The sequence below is a fragment of the Streptomyces sp. NBC_01689 genome (genome assembly GCF_036250675.1).
Lineage (GTDB): Bacteria > Actinomycetota > Actinomycetes > Streptomycetales > Streptomycetaceae > Streptomyces.
The window spans coordinates 847,358-861,679 of the sequence record NZ_CP109592.1 but is presented as its reverse complement, the minus strand read 5'-3'; the positions used below and the strand labels follow the sequence as shown (position 1 = coordinate 861,679).

The following is a 14,322-nucleotide window of genomic DNA, read 5'->3' as shown; positions in this document are numbered from 1 at the left end:
TCGGGTCCGGACGCCGCTGGTTCCGCGGCGGTCGATTCGGTCGATGCGGTCGATTCGCGCGAGTCCGCCCCGGTCGTGTCCGACCCGGGCGTCTCGGGTCCGGTCGCGTTCGAGCCGGCCGGGGCACGTCCGCGGGTGACCGAGCGGACCGCCTCGGATCTGGTGGTCTCCCGTCCGTCGGGTGCGGAACCCTTCTGACCCCTTCTCCGGCCCCTTCGAGCGGCCGTACGACGACGGTCCTCGCGCCTTCGTCTCCGTACGCGGTAAGGCGGAAGGCGTGGCGCCCGAACGCCCGAACCGTCGAAGCGTGTGTCCGCCGGTTGCGGACACGCCGAGAGCGCGGGCCCTCGGCCGCGCGCTCTCACATGTCGCCGTCCGATGGTCCCGCCGGCCCTCACGCCGCCACGAGATCGGCCCACCTGGTCACCCCGCCGGGGTGGAACCGTATGCCGTACCGGGTCGCCAGGACCTTGACGATCTCCTCGCCGCGGCCGTGTTCGTCGGGATCGATCCCTTCCAGGTCCTCTCCGTCGGCACGCGCGGGTCCCGCGTCGGTCACCTCGACCCGCAGGGTGTCGAAGCCGTTCTCGCGGACCCAGGACAGGCGCAGCTCGGCCGGGGGGAGGGCGTGCACGATCGCGTTGGTGAGGAGTTCCGACACCACGAGCAGCGCGTCCTCGAAGATTCCCGGAGACACGTTCCAGTCGGTGAGGACCGTGCCCGCGCGTCGGCGGACGGCCGAGACGGCCCCGGCGACCGGCGGCAGCGGGAAGACGTATTCGACTGCCTCCCGAAGCTTCGGGTCACGAAGCCTCGTGTTGAGCTGTAGCGCCATCTCTTCTCCTCCGGAGTGAGCGCTGTCGGCCGGTGGCCGGAACCTCAGCGCGTTGCCGGGCCTCATCGCACGTTAAGGACCGAAATGGGGTGGGTCAATGAACGGGGGTCGGCATTACCGAACGCCGCATTCCGGGCGCCCGTGAACCGCCCCCGCACACGTCAAGCGGACCGTCCCCAGCGGTAATAGGCTCGGATCATGGCCGGCCCAGTCCAGTCGATCGAACGGGCGGCCGCGATCTTGCGTCTGCTCGCCGGCGAGCCTCGCCGGCTCGGGCTGGGCGAGGTGGCGGCCTCGCTGGGGCTGGCCAAGGGCACCGCCCACGGCATCCTGCGCACGCTCCAGCACGTGGACTTCGTGGAGCAGGACCCCGAGACCGGGAAGTACCAGCTCGGCGCCGCCCTGCTGCACCTCGGTACCAGTTACCTCGACATCAACGAGCTGAGGTCGCGCTCCATCAACTGGGCCGACGCGCTGGCCGCCCGCAGTGGGGAATCGGTTCGCCTGGGCACGCCCCTGGAGGGGATGGTCCTCGTGGTCCACCACGTGTTCCGGCCGGACGACACGCTCCAGACGCTGGACGTCGGCTCGCTGCTGCCGCTGCACGCCTCCTCGCTGGGCAAGGTGCTGCTGGCCTTCGGGGCGGTGACCGTCGAGTCGGTCCTCGAAGCCGGTCCCGAGGCGTACACCCGGCACACCCTGGTCACCCCCGAGCGGCTCACCCGGGCGCTGGCCGAGATCCGCGACCTCGGCTGGGGCGCCGAGGTCCAGGAGATGAGCATGGGCGAGGCCGGCATCGCGGCACCGATCCGGGGCCATGGCGGGCTGGTGGTGGGGGCGATCGGCCTGTCCGGTCCGGTCGAGAGGATCTGTGACGGTCACGGCCGTCCCCGGCCGAAGCTGGTCACTCTCCTCCGGGAGGCCGCACGGGCCGTCTCCAGGGAGCTGGGGGCGGCCCGCTGGTGACGCCACCGCCTCACCGACCCATCGGAAGGCAGAACCCGATCATGGTTGAACGGTATGTAATGTCCATCGATCAGGGCACCAACTCCACCCGATGCATCCTGTTCGACCACCACGGCCGGATGGTGTCGGTCGCCCAGCGTGAGCACCAGCAGCACTTCCCCCGTCCCGGCTGGGTCGAGCACGACGCGGTCGAGATCTGGCGCAACCTGCAGCGGATCGTCCCGGAGGCGCTGTCCGACGAAGGGGTCGGCGCGGCGGAGGTGGCCGCCATCGGCCTCGCGAACCAGCGGGAGACGACGGTGGTCTGGGACCGGCGCACGGGCGCCCCGCTGGGCCGGGCGATCGTCTGGCAGGACACCCGTACGGCTTCGCTCGTCGACGACCTCAGGCGGGATCCCGGCGACGACTTCTTCCTGGAGCGCTGCGGCCTGCCCCCCTCCACCTATTTCTCCGCCCTGCGGATCCGCTGGCTGTTCGACCACGTCAACGGGCTGGAACGGCGTGCCGAGGACGGTGAGGTGCTCTTCGGCACGATGGAGAGCTGGCTGATCTGGAACCTCACCGGCGGGGTGGACGGCGGGCTGCACATCACCGACGCGACGAACGCCAGCCGCACCATGCTGATGAACATCCGCACACTGGAGTGGGACCACGAGCTGCTGGAGTTCTTCGGTGTCCCGCGCGCGATGCTGCCGCGGATCCGCTCGTCCGCCGAGAGCTACGGCGAGGCCCGCTCACTGCTCCCCGGTGTGCGCATCACGGCCGCCCTCGGGGACCAGCAGGCGGCGCTGTTCGGCCAGACCTGCTTCTCCCCGGGCGAGGCGAAGTGCACCTACGGAACGGGCAGCTTCCTGCTGCTCAACACGGGTACGGACGTCGTGCGCTCCCGGCACGGGCTGCTCACGACCGTCGCCTACAAGATCGGCGACGAGCCTCCGGTCTACGCGCTGGAGGGTTCGATCGCCGTGACCGGCTCGCTGGTCCAGTGGTTCCGCGACCGGCTGGGGCTGATCAACAGCGCGCCGGAGATCGAGACCCTCGCCCGGACGGTCGAGGACAACGGCGGCTGCTACATCGTCCCCGCCTTCTCCGGGCTCTTCGCGCCCCGCTGGCGCAGCGACGCGCGCGGGGTCATCGTCGGCCTCACCTCGTACATCACGAGGGGCCATCTGGCCCGCGCCGTCCTGGAGGCCACCGGCTGGCAGACCCGCGAGGTCGTGGACGCCATGAACGCCGACTCCTCGGTGGCCCTGAAGCAGCTCAAGGTCGACGGCGGCATGACGGCCGACAACCTGCTCATGCAGTTCGTGGCCGACGTGCTCGACGTTCCCGTGGTGCGGCCCATGGTCGCCGAGACGGTCTCCCTGGGCGCGGCCTACGCCGCCGGTCTCGCCGCCGGGTACTGGCCGGACCTGGAGATCCTGCGGCGCAACTGGCACCGGGCGGGCCAGTGGCTGCCGGACATGGACCCCGTACGCCGCGCGGCGGAGTACGACAACTGGCAGCGTGCCGTCGAACGGTCGCTGGGGTGGATCAAACCACCGGGGTCCACTTGACCGGGAATCGCGAGCACCGCGACGCCGGCGGCCGGCAGGGAACCCACCGGCCGCCGGTCCGCATCCTTCACCGATCAGCCGACACGTCGTGCCGTCGGCGTGCCGGGCCCGACGGTCACGCGGTCTTCGGCGCGGCCTGCTGCACGACGTCGAAGGACCACAGCGTGGACCCGGCGGCAGCGGGCCTGGGTCGCTCGCCGCCCTCGCCGCCGCCCTGGTGGGCCGCCTTCATGGGACCCTCCATCCACGCCTGGAAGGACGCCTCGTCGCGCCACCGGGTGTAGACGAGATAGCTGTCGGTGCCCTCGACCGGGCGGAGGAGTTCGAACCACTCGAAGCCGTCGGAGTTCTCCACGGCGTGGGCCCGGGAGGCGAAGCGCTTCTCCAGCGTCTCCCGCTGCTCGGCGGGGACGCTCAGTACGTTGATCTTGACTACGCTCATGGCCTCATCCTGCCGTATCCCGCGGGCGGCTCCGCCGTCGCCGTCCGCTGCCTCACCCGGCCGAGGGGCCGCGGGACGGCAGCCGCTCGTCGGCTCCGGTTGGGCTCGGGTTCGGCTCCGGGGCGGCGGCGTTCGGCGGCGTACGGGTCAGCGGCCTCCGGCGCGCTCGCCCGGCTGACCGGCCCCGGCCGCCGCCTCGGCCGCACGCGTGGTGATGTCGGCGGCCGCGCGGGCGGCGCGGCCGGTCACCTTCCAGCCGACCATGCGCAGGGCGGTCGGAGGGGCCGGCGGGAACACGCCGAGCTGGCCGAGCATCGTGATGTCGTCCCGTACCGCCTCGTGTCCGACGACCTTGCCGTCCCGCAGATCCAGCACGTGGATCTGCTCGAAGTCGATCTCACGGCCGGTGGGGGGTATGGCCTGGTCGAGGGCGCCGTCGCGGAAACGGACGAACGGGCCGGTGTGGCGCCCCTGCATCCGCAGCCGTACCCACACCTGCTCGTCGTTCCCGGCGATGCCGAGGACGGGGAAGCGCAGGTCGCTGAAGGCGGACCGCATCCACGCGCTCGACGCGAGGACGCCCGCCGGTCCCGGGATCGAGCAGGCGGAGGGCGCCACGGCCGCTTCGCGGTTGTGGAAGTCCTCGCCCACCACCTCGGCGGCCAGTGCCGCGTCCCCGGTCTCGAGGATCCGGAAGAGCCCGTGGGCCAGGCCCGTGGTGTCCATGCCCATGGTGTGTCCGTACCTTTCACCGGCTCTCACCGGCTGTTCGATCTGTGCAGTGACGTCGGCCGGTCCGGGGTGGAGGCAGCGCGCGTTCCACGCCGGGTGTGCCCGCCGAGATGATTGAGGTTACAGGGCGCCTATTGAATAGGGAAACGGTGTGCTGACAGTGACTAGGATGTCCGGATGCCGTCGAAACGCCCCTACGTCTCCCCGCTGCGCGAGCAGGCCGCCGCACGGACGCGCGTGCTGATCCTGCGGTGCGCCGCCGAACTGTTCGCCGGACGCGGCTACGGGCGGGTCACCGTCGCCGACATCGCCGCGGCCGCCGGTGTCGCGGCGAAGACCGTCTTCGCGAGCGTCGGCAGCAAGAGCGACATCCTCGACCGGATCGTCGACCAGGGAGTGGCCGACTCGGGCTACGAGCAGGCCATGAGGCAGGTGCTCGCCCCGCGGAACCCCGAGGAGGTCCTGGCGGCCCTGGCGCGCGGGACGCGGCTCGGCAACGAGGAGCAGTTCACGGTGCACGAGGCGATCCTCAAGGCGCTGCCCGTCCACGAGAACGGCGAGGCGCTGTGGGAGCGCGCCACCGCGGACTACCGGCTCGCGCTCGACGCCGCCGCGCGCCACCTGCACACCCTCGATCCGCCGCCCCCCGGCCCCGTCGACGAGACGGCCGGTCTCCTGTGGTTCTGGTTCGGCCCCACCGGCTGGCGCACGCTCGTGGTCGAGAACGGCTGGTCCTGGGACCGGGCCGAGGACGCGTTGCGCCGGATCGCGGTCTCCAGCCTGTGCCCGAGCTGACCGACCGGCGGCACCGCGGCTGAGAGTGGGGCGCACCGGGCGCCCGGGGCGAAAGGCCGGGGCGGGTCGCTCCCGCGGACCGCACGGCACCCCGGCACGGCCGTGCCGTTCGCGCCCGGGTGCGCCGGTCGTCAGGACGGGCGGCGGGGGCTCGCCGCGGCCGCCAGGTTCGGCTGGAGCCGGCGGGCGACATCGAGGTGGTCGGCGGTCCAGATGATGCGGACGGCCGTCGCGGCGGACTGCCGCTGCTCGTCACCGAGGTCGCGGCGCAGGGACTCGACGAGCCGTCCCTCGGCCGTGGGGTTGCGGGGCAGCGGTTCGGGGACGGGAGCCGCCCGGCCCAGGGCGGCGCCCAGATCCCGGTACCAGCCGGTCACACGGCCGGCGGCGCCCAGGATCACCAGACGTGCCTCCACCCGGTCGGTGTTCTCGTCCTCCTCGTCGGCGCGCTGCCACAGCTCCAGGACGGCGTCCCCCGCGAGGCGCAGTCCTACGATGCCGGTGACCAGCGTGCTCATGTCGGCGAGCGGGACCGGCTTGGCACCGCGTTCGGCGAGATAGCTGCGGAAGGCGTCGTCGAGCCGCCGCGCGGCGGCGGCCGCGGCACGGCCCTCGTCGAGGGGAGGACGGACCGTCGGCGCGGGGCCGGACCCGCACCGGCCCACGGCGTACGCCACCGTTCCGGCCAGATAGCGGGCGCTGTCCGCGTACGCCTCCGCGAGGGCGCGGTTGACGGCGGCCGTGGCGCCGCGTGGCCACAGGAAGAGGGCCATCAGCACGCTCACGACGCAGCCGATGCCGACGTCCTGGATCCGCATCAGGACGATGTGCCAGTCCGGATTCTGGCCGATGTTGAACAGGACCACGACGGTGACGGTGAAGGCGGCCTGGCCCGCGGCGAAGGAGATCGCGGCGGGAGCGATGCCGGCGACCAGCACGGCGAGCGGCAGCAGGATCCACAGCGCGGTGCTGTGGTCGCCGATCAGCTGGAGCATCCCGGCTCCGATGACCGAACCCGCGAGGGTGCCCAGCACGGCACGGATCGCGTTCTGGCCGGTGTTGAGCGCGTTCGAGCGCAGCACCGACAGGGTTCCCAGCAGGACCCAGAACGAGTGCTGGAGCGTGGTCACGTGGACCAGGGCGACCGCGATGCCGAGGCCGAGCGCGCCCCGGAGGCTGTTGTGCAGCCAGACGGACTGCGGGCGGAGATGCGCGGCGGCCCGTTCCCGGGCGGAGACCAGCGGTTCCGTGAGGGTGCCGGGCTCGCGGCCGAGCAGTCGCTCGTGCCAGCTGCGCCGTTCGGCGGACGCGGCCAGGTCCACGTTGTGCGCGATCTGCAGGGTGGCGTACCCCAGCTCCTGCGCCCGGAACGACAGGTCCAGCATGCCGATGACCGGATGCACCCGGGAGGAAGTCGCCGTTCCCGTCCGCCGCGTGCTCAGCCTGCCGGTGGCGTCGCGCTCCATGGCGGCCATGGCCGCGGTGAGATCCTCCGAGGCGGTGCGGAGCGGGCCCCGGGAGGTCATCAGGGCGTCGAGCAGCCCGGCCGCCTCCTCAAGGACGCGCGCGGCGGCCCGTCGTACGGCGTGGGCGTCGGCGTCGCACTCCGGGTGTTCGTCGAGAGGGGGCGCGCTGTCGGCGAGGATGTCGCAGAGCCAGGTCAGTTCGTCGACCAGACGGACGATGGCGCGCGAGCTCGTGGACAGCCCGGTGGGCCGGTAGGGCGTGGTGTCGAAGACCTCGCGCAGGTCGGCGGCTGCTTCGGCGGCCCGGTGGGCGCTGATCCGGCACCGGCCCACGCCCGGCGTGCCGGGAGCGCCGGCGCCGGCCAGCCAGGACGCGTCGGCCCGCAGCTGGCCCGCGGCGGCGCGGCAGACCCGTGCCGCGGGCGCGCTGAGCGGGTCCGTGGTGGGACGGGGCCACAGCAGGGAGACGGCGAGCATGGCCGCGAGCGTGGCCAGTCCGGCGCCCGCGAGCCGGTCGGGGAGCTGGGACAGCGGCGCGGGCGAGGTCACCGGGAGGACGAACGCCAGCAGCAGCGCCGTGGACGCCCCCGCGAGGACGGAGCTGATGGCGCCCGCGAAGAGGACCACGAAGCCGATCACGACCATGACGGCGACCGCGAGCCAGACCTGGTGGGCGACGAGCGTGCCCAGACAGATGAGGACGGCCCAGGCCACCGCGAGCCCCGCGTGCGCATGCAGCCGCTGCACCATGGGCCCGGTGAAGTCCACCAGCAGGAGCATCGAGAACGATCCGAAGGCCGCGTAGGTCGCCGTCGTGGGTGAGTCGAACACCTGGCCGCACAGGGCGAAGAGGGTGGGCATCACGATCGCCGCCCGTACGGCGCGGCGGGTGGCCGCCAGCTCGGGATCGTGGGCCCGCAGCCACGAAAGGGCGCGCCCGAGGGTGACACGGCCCGGTTCTCGCACGCGCCCCACCTCCTGTCGCCGAGGCGGCTCCGCCTCAGCAAGTCTGACCGCTGCACGGGGCGGAACGCCACGGGAACGGGGAGGCGGCCCCGGACCATGATCACTCCCGGGGCTGTCGTGGAGCGCCTGCGGGGGATCCCGGGACAGCCCTCGGGGAAAGGGGGGACGGGCGGGGCGTCGTCGGTCTCGGGCGGGCCCCGGAAGCCGTACCGCGGCCCTTGTGGGCCCCGGACGCCGGAAGCCGGACGCCGGTCCTCGCGGATCCCGGGAACCGGACGTCAGTGTGCGGGCCGCCTTACGGAGGTCAGTGTGCGGCCCGCCCCCGGACATCAGTCCGTGCGGGCGCCCCCGAGGCGTTCCAGAAGCAGCCCCTCCCGGGTGGACCAGGGGCAGATGGTGACGCTCTCGACCCCACAGGTCTCCATCAGGGCCTCGGCGATCAGGGCCCCGGCCAGTGACTGCTCGGCGCGGTGCGGGGAGATGCCGGGCAGCCGGCCGCGCCGCTTCGGGGTCGAGGCGGCCAGCAGCGGGACCGTCGTCCGCAGCGCGGGCAGCGTCAGGCGCTGCGGTGTGCGGGGCGCCCGGTTCTTCCCGGCGGCGGCGAGCCGGGACAGCTGGGTGAAGGTCTTGGAACACGCCAGCACCTGCCCGTCGGGCTCCGCCCGGGGCAGGTCCGGGAGCGCGCTGAGGGAGTGGCGCAGATGCTCTCGCAGTTCGGCCAGCCGGCGCTTGGAGGGGACGGTGCCGCCGGGGAGCCACTCCCGGGTGACCGTGCGGGCCCCCAGCGGTAGCGACAGCACGGTGCGGGGCCGGGCCGCGGTCCCGGAGGCGATCTCCAGCGTGCCGCCGCCGATGTCCAGGACGAGCAGGGGGCCGCCCGCCGGCGCCGCCCATCTGCGGGCCGCCGCGTACGCCAGCCGCGCTTCCTCCTCGCCGGGAAGCACCCGCAGACGGATACCGGTGGCGTGCGCCACCCGGTCGATGACCTCGTCGCGGTTGGGGGCGTCCCGGATGACGGAGGTGGCGAACGCGAACACCTCGGGCAGCCGCAGCCCCGGGTCCGCCGAGGCGGCCTCCGTCACCGCCTGCTGCACACTCCTGACCCCCGACTCGCGCAGCCGCCCGTCCGGGCCCAGGCTCTGATGGAGCCGCAGCCGCACCTTCCGGGAGAGGACGGGCTCCAGCGTCCCGCCCTTCGGCCGCCGGGCCACCGTCAGGAGCGCGCTGTGGCACCCCACGTCGAGGACCCCTGCCTGCCGCATACGCCTGCCTTCCCGCATCGTGAACTCTCCCCTCCCCGGACCGCTTCCCGGCGGCCGTGACCGGGCCGGACAGCGGTGCGTGGCGCCACGCGGACACGGACGCCACCTGGACATCTTGTCACTGCCGGAGTTCTCCATGATCCGGAGCGCCCTTTCCGTTCCTCGTTCGTACCTCCCGTGCCTCGTTCGCACTCCCTCCGCTCCTCGTTCGCACCCTGTCTCCGCGGCCCGGACGGAGAGACGTCCGACCCCTTGAGCGGGTGTCGCCCGGCCGTGCCGACCGCCCTTCACCGACCGGGAGGGGTCCTCGACGGCGAGGGCCGTCGGCCGCGCGACCCTCGCTCCGACGGACGAGCGGACGCACGCGCGACGGCCCGGGTTCCGCGACGCCACGGCCACCGGTGCGGGCCGGACGCGGGGCGGGCACCGGTTCGACGGTCGTCGGGCCGACCCGCCTCCGGCGTGACGGCTGTCGACGGGAAGCACACGGGACGGCGCTTCCCCGGCGGGGACCCGCACCGCACCCGGTCGTGCCGTACCTCCTTGTGATGCCCCCAGCACGACGTCGGAATGCCGCCGGACTCCCCGCGGTCGGCGCGGGAGCATCGGCAAGTCGGAGAAAGCAAAGGACAGTTGGAAGGGAGCTGGACGAAGACATGACGGCGATGCTGGACGGCAGGGTGGCCATCGTGACGGGCGGCAGCCGGGGTATAGGGGAGGCGGTGGCGCTCAGGCTGGCCGAGGACGGGGCCGACGTCGCGGTGACCTACCGGGACGGCGCCGACCGCGCGGCCGGGGTGGTCGGCCGGATCAGGGCCCTGGGCCGCCGTGCCGAGGCCATCCGGGCCGACGGCGCCGACCCGGCGGCGGTACGCGCGGCGGTGGACCGGGTCGCGGCCGAGTTCGGACGGCTCGACATCGTCGTCAACAACGCGGGGATCGGGGTGCTCGGCCCGGTCGAGGACCTGTCGGCGGCCGACATCGACCGGGTCCTGCACATCAACGTGCGGGCCCCGTTCGTCGCCTCCCAGGCGGCGGTCCGCCACATGACCGGAGGAGGGCGGATCATCAACATCGGCAGCTGCATGGCCGAGCGGGCCGCGTTCCCCGGCGGATCCCTGTACGCGACCAGCAAGACCGCGTTGACCGGCCTCACCAGATGGCTGGCCCGTGAGCTGGGCGCGCGGGGCATCACCGCCAACCTGGTCCACCCCGGCCCGACGGAGACGGACATGAACCCCTCCGACGGGCCGGGCGCCGACGCGCAGCGGGGCTTCACCGCGCTCGGCCGCTACGGGCAGCCGTCGGACGTCGCCGCCACGGTCTCCCATCTCGCGGGTGACGCGGGCCGGTACATCACCGGCGCCACCATCGCCGTGGACGGCGGGTTCGCGGCCTGAGCCCAGGGGTGGCCGCCGGCACGCGGATCACACCAGGGGATGCGCCGAGGCGAACGACCCGTTGTGGTGCACGAGTGCCGTGGCCTGCGCGGCCGTCGCGCCCGAGTCGACCTCGCCGACGACCAGCAGGTGGTCACCGACGGTCTGACGGAGGGTGATCCGGGCGGAGAGCCAGGCGGCGACACCGTCGAGCACGGGCAGACCGTCCGGCTGCGCCCGCCAGGGGACACCGGCGAAGCGGTCCACGCCACTGCGCGCGAACCGGCTCGCCAGACCGGCGTTGGCCGTGCCGAGCACATGGACGGCGAACCGGTCCGCGCGGCGGGCGGCGGGGGCGCTGGAGGCGTCGACACCGACGCAGAAGGACACCAGGGCGGGGCGCAGCGAGACGGAGGTGAACGACGTGGCGGTGAAGCCGACAGGGCCGGGGAAAGTGATCACCGTGACCCCGGCCGCGTGCCGGCGCAGCGTGTCGCGGAGCAGGTCCGCGCTGTCGGGAGCCGGCGGCGACGGCGGCGCGTCGGGGTGGAGAGGGGCGGTCATGCCGTTTCCTTCCGGTGGGTCGGGGTGGGGGTCACCGTCCGCCCGGCGGGGTGGCGGGGCCGGGACGCACCACGCGCGGGCGCGGCACCGGGCCGTCGTGGGCGGCCGGTCGCGCGGCCGGTGCTCACCACGCGCTCGCCTCCACCGTGACGAGCGGCACCAGCCCGTTGCGGACCGTCTCCAGGAACGTGACGACCTCGGCCGCCACCGAGCGGTGCTGCAGGTCGTTGAGGACGTCGTGGTGGGCGTCGCGGACCACCGCCAGGCGGGCGCGCGGCAAGGACTTCGCGGTGCGGGTGAGGGCGTCGCGGTCGGCGAGCGGATCGGCGTCGCCCAGGAGGATCAGCGTGGGGACCGGGATGTCACTTCGGTGGGCCGCGTCGAGCAGCGCTTCCGGCACCGGGGTTGCGAGCGAGCCCCGCCGCGTCCCGGAGTCGTCGGACAGGACGGCCCGGTGGGCCGGGCAGAAGGTACGGATGTCGAGCTCGTCCTGCCACGGTTCCGCCTCGTCTCCTGCCGCGTCCGTGCTCACCGGGCCGCCGTCCGCCCCGGGCCCCGGCGGACCCGCGAGGACGACGGCGTCCGGCAGCCGGGCGGCGGACGATCCCTCCAGGCCGAGGAGCGCGGCGACGGCGAGGGCGCCGGTGTCGGCTCCGACCAGGACGACGGGCCGGGCCACCCCGTCCTCGGCGGCGGTACCTCCTACGGCCGCGACGAGTTCGTCACCGAACCGCGTCAGTGAACCGGTCAGGTCCTCCGGGTCGGTCCGCGGGGCGTCGACGACGCGGACGCGGTAGGCGTCGGCCGCCAGCCTCCTGCCGAACCGGGCGTAGGCGGCCCGGCCCTCTCCGCGGCCGGGCACCACGACGATCGTGCCGCGGGTCAGGAGGCCTTCCGGGCCGTGGTGGTCGGTGTACTGGGTCATCTCACGCTCCTGCGAGGTCGGGCACGGTCGCGGGCTTCCAGCCCAGGGCGGGCGCCACTTCGGTCGCGATCAGCTCCAGCGCACGGATCGCGGCGTCGTGGTCGGGGACGGCGGGGTTGAACTGGGTGATCAGATCGGTCGCGACCGGCAGCACCTTCTCCTCGCGGAGCGCGGCGGTGATCTCGTCGGGATGGCCGTGGAACGAGTGGAAGCGCCGCAGTGCCTCCTCCAGGCTCAGGTCCTTCGGGAAGGCACCGCTCTCCGCCTGGCGAAGAGCCGCCCGGTGGACGTCGTCGCCGATCTGCCGGAGCGCCGTACGCCGGTCCTTCGCCGGGAACACGAACCGGGACAGTCCGATCCGCGGCCGGCGGGGCCGGTCCCAGGCGTCGAGGAACGCGTCCGCCCAGGGGCGCTGCACCTCGTCGGTGGGGGCGTCGTGGCCGTAGGCCGCACGGTTGATCAGGAGGTTCGACCCGCCGTCGGCGGCGTGCCGTGCGCCGGGGCCGCTGAAGACCCCCTGCCAGATCCGGTCCGTGAAGTCGCCGGGCGTCGGCTGGACGCGAAATCCGGGCGCACGCACCTCCTCACCGGCCAGCGCCCGGCGCAGCACGGTCAGCTTCTCGCTGGTCAGCTCGCGTTTGCGGGTGACGTCCTGGCCGAACGCGGCGTACTCCGTGTCGTTGTAACCGCTGCCCACGCCGATCTCGACCCGTCCGCCGCTGAGCGTGTCGACGACGGCGACGTCCTCCGCGAGCCGGACCGGGTCCTCCAGCGGGAGGACGGTGATGGCGGTGCCGAGCCGGATCCGGGTGGTCCGCGCGGCGGCGTGCGCCAGGAACGTCCACGGCGAGGAGAGACCTCCGCCGCCGGCCGGTACGTGGTGCTGGGCCACCCACCCGGTGTCGAAGCCGAGTTCGTCGGCGACGACGAAGAGTTCCTGCGCGTTGCGGTACGTCCGGGCCAGGTCGTCGCCGCGGCCCTGGACGTGGGTGAGGAAACCGAGTCTGAGGCGCGGTGTCGGGGAGGTCATGATGTGCTCGCCTTTCGGGGATCGGACCGAGTCGTCCTCCGGTCGCGGGGGCGGGAAGTGGTCTCAGCCGTTCACGAGGTGGGGTTCGCGGGTGTGGCGGTTGGCCGGGACCGGCAGCCCGAGATTCCCGCGCAGGGTGTCGGCCGCGTACTCGGTACGGAACAGCCCCCGCCTCTGCAGGATCGGTACGACACCGTCGACGAACAGTTCCAGGTCGTCGTTGTTGCGGAAGGCGAGGTTGATGCCGTCGAAGGTGCCCGCGGCGAACCACCGCTCGATGGTGTCGGCGACGGTCGTCGGCGCCCCGACAAACGGCGACCTGCGGAACTCACTGATGGACTCTGCTACTTGACGCAACGTCAGGTTCTCCGTCCGGGCTCGCTCGATGAGCTTGGCGGCACCGGTGCGGCCGCCCTTCTCCGCGAGGTGCGCGACGTCGGGGAACGGCGCGTCCAGGTCGTGCGCGCTGAAGTCGTAGGCCCCGAAGGAGCGTCCGAGGAGCGCGAGGTTGCGGTCGAAGTCGTTGTCCTCCTCGAAGATCTCCCGCTCGCGGCGGGTGGCCGCCTCGTCGGTGGCCGCGACGACCGGCCCGCCGTGGATGAAGATCTTGATGTGCTCCGGGTCGCGGCCGTACGACGCCGTGCGGGCCTTGATGTCGGCGTAGTACTCCTGCGCCTGTCGCAGGGTGCCGCCCGGTGCGTAGATGCCCTCGGCGACCCGGGCCGCGAGATCGCGCCCCTCCTCGGAGACCCCCGCCTGGAAGATCACCGGCTGGCCCTGCGGCGACCGGGAGAGGTTGAGCGGTCCGGCGACCCTGAAGTGTTCGCCCTCGTGGTCGAGCGTGTGCAGCTTGGCCGGGTCGAGGAAGACGTCGCATGCCACGTCGGCGGGGAACGCGTCGTCCTCGTAGGAGTCCCACAGGCCCCGGGCGACCTGGACGAACTCCAGCGCCCGGCCGTACCGGGCGGTGTAGTCGAGGTGTTCGTCGAGCCCGAAGTTCCTGGACGTCCCGGTGTCGAAACTGGTGACCACGTTCCAGCCGGCGCGCCCGCCGCTGATGTGGTCGAGCGAGGCGAACCGGCGGGCGAGGTTGAAGGGCGAGTTGTACGTCGAACTGGCCGTGCCCACCAGTCCGATGTGCCGGGTGTGGGTGGCGACCGCCGACAGCAGCGTGAGCGGCTCCAGCCGGTTCAGGTAGTGCGCCGGGTAGGTGGAGTTGATGAACTGGCTGTCGACGATGAACAGGGCGTCGAAGAGGGCGTGTTCGGCCGCCTTGGCCTGCGCGATGTAGTAGTTGATGTCGATGCTCGCGTTCTTCGCGACGCGCGGGTCCTTCCACAGACCGTGCTGGCCGGGGCCGCCGACGCCGTAGGGGTGCAGCGCGAGGTGAAGGGTGCGGGACAT

13 protein-coding genes are annotated in these 14,322 nt (G+C 73.1%); 4 read left to right on the top strand and 9 right to left on the bottom strand.

The window, feature by feature from the left end; translation table 11 throughout:
• Nucleotides 1–394: 394 nt before the first annotated feature.
• Nucleotides 395–835 carry an ATP-binding protein gene (locus OG776_RS03450; RefSeq protein WP_148011725.1) on the bottom strand — a complete coding sequence of 147 codons (441 nt, stop codon included), beginning with the start codon at nucleotides 833–835 and terminating at the stop codon, nucleotides 395–397.
• 198 nt (nucleotides 836–1,033) lie between these two features.
• Here OG776_RS03450 and OG776_RS03445 point away from each other — a divergent pair, with 198 nt between their 5' ends.
• Nucleotides 1,034–1,801, top strand: a complete 768-nt coding sequence (locus OG776_RS03445) for an IclR family transcriptional regulator (RefSeq protein ID WP_329318789.1) — start codon at nucleotides 1,034–1,036, stop codon at nucleotides 1,799–1,801.
• A gap of 41 nt (nucleotides 1,802–1,842) precedes the next feature.
• Nucleotides 1,843–3,357 (top strand): glycerol kinase GlpK, encoded by a 1,515-nt coding sequence (gene glpK, locus OG776_RS03440; RefSeq protein ID WP_148011727.1) that lies wholly within the window; start codon nucleotides 1,843–1,845, stop codon nucleotides 3,355–3,357.
• A gap of 115 nt (nucleotides 3,358–3,472) precedes the next feature.
• Here glpK and OG776_RS03435 read toward each other — a convergent pair whose 3' ends face one another.
• Entirely contained in the window at nucleotides 3,473–3,799 is a 327-nt protein-coding gene (locus tag OG776_RS03435) for an antibiotic biosynthesis monooxygenase family protein (RefSeq protein WP_148011728.1), read from the bottom strand.
• 147 nt (nucleotides 3,800–3,946) lie between these two features.
• The gene (locus OG776_RS03430; protein ID WP_148011729.1) at nucleotides 3,947–4,531 is read right to left on the bottom strand and encodes an ester cyclase; all 585 of its coding nucleotides are present in this window, start codon (nucleotides 4,529–4,531) and stop codon (nucleotides 3,947–3,949) included.
• Between the two features lie 177 nt (nucleotides 4,532–4,708).
• On the opposite strand from OG776_RS03430, the gene OG776_RS03425 reads away from it, so the two are divergent.
• On the top strand, nucleotides 4,709–5,326 hold the full coding sequence (locus tag OG776_RS03425) for a TetR/AcrR family transcriptional regulator (RefSeq protein ID WP_329318785.1): 618 nt from the start codon (nucleotides 4,709–4,711) through the stop codon (nucleotides 5,324–5,326).
• Nucleotides 5,327–5,457: 131 nt separating this feature from the next.
• Here OG776_RS03425 and OG776_RS03420 read toward each other — a convergent pair whose 3' ends face one another.
• Both OG776_RS03420 and OG776_RS03415 read right to left on the bottom strand, forming a co-directional pair.
• Nucleotides 5,458–7,758, bottom strand: coding sequence for an FUSC family protein (locus tag OG776_RS03420; protein ID WP_329318782.1), 2,301 nt, complete (start codon nucleotides 7,756–7,758; stop codon nucleotides 5,458–5,460).
• A 329-nt stretch (nucleotides 7,759–8,087) separates the two neighbouring features.
• Nucleotides 8,088–9,020: a Ppx/GppA phosphatase family protein gene (locus OG776_RS03415; protein ID WP_329318780.1), complete on the bottom strand. Its 933-nt coding sequence runs from the start codon at nucleotides 9,018–9,020 to the stop codon at nucleotides 8,088–8,090.
• Nucleotides 9,021–9,676: 656 nt separating this feature from the next.
• On the opposite strand from OG776_RS03415, the gene OG776_RS03410 reads away from it, so the two are divergent.
• Complete coding sequence (locus OG776_RS03410; protein ID WP_329318778.1) at nucleotides 9,677–10,420, top strand: SDR family NAD(P)-dependent oxidoreductase; 744 nt, start codon at nucleotides 9,677–9,679, stop codon at nucleotides 10,418–10,420.
• 27 nt (nucleotides 10,421–10,447) lie between these two features.
• On the opposite strand, the gene OG776_RS03405 is transcribed toward OG776_RS03410, so the two are convergent.
• The 4 genes from OG776_RS03405 to OG776_RS03390 form a co-directional block, all read right to left on the bottom strand.
• Nucleotides 10,448–10,963 (bottom strand): flavin reductase family protein, encoded by a 516-nt coding sequence (locus tag OG776_RS03405; RefSeq protein ID WP_329318776.1) that lies wholly within the window; start codon nucleotides 10,961–10,963, stop codon nucleotides 10,448–10,450.
• A gap of 124 nt (nucleotides 10,964–11,087) precedes the next feature.
• Nucleotides 11,088–11,888, bottom strand: coding sequence for an alpha/beta hydrolase (locus OG776_RS03400; RefSeq protein WP_329318774.1), 801 nt, complete (start codon nucleotides 11,886–11,888; stop codon nucleotides 11,088–11,090).
• A gap of 1 nt (nucleotide 11,889) precedes the next feature.
• On the bottom strand, nucleotides 11,890–12,918 hold the full coding sequence (locus OG776_RS03395; RefSeq protein ID WP_148011243.1) for an LLM class flavin-dependent oxidoreductase: 1,029 nt from the start codon (nucleotides 12,916–12,918) through the stop codon (nucleotides 11,890–11,892).
• A 63-nt stretch (nucleotides 12,919–12,981) separates the two neighbouring features.
• Complete coding sequence (locus OG776_RS03390; protein WP_329318771.1) at nucleotides 12,982–14,322, bottom strand: LLM class flavin-dependent oxidoreductase; 1,341 nt, start codon at nucleotides 14,320–14,322, stop codon at nucleotides 12,982–12,984.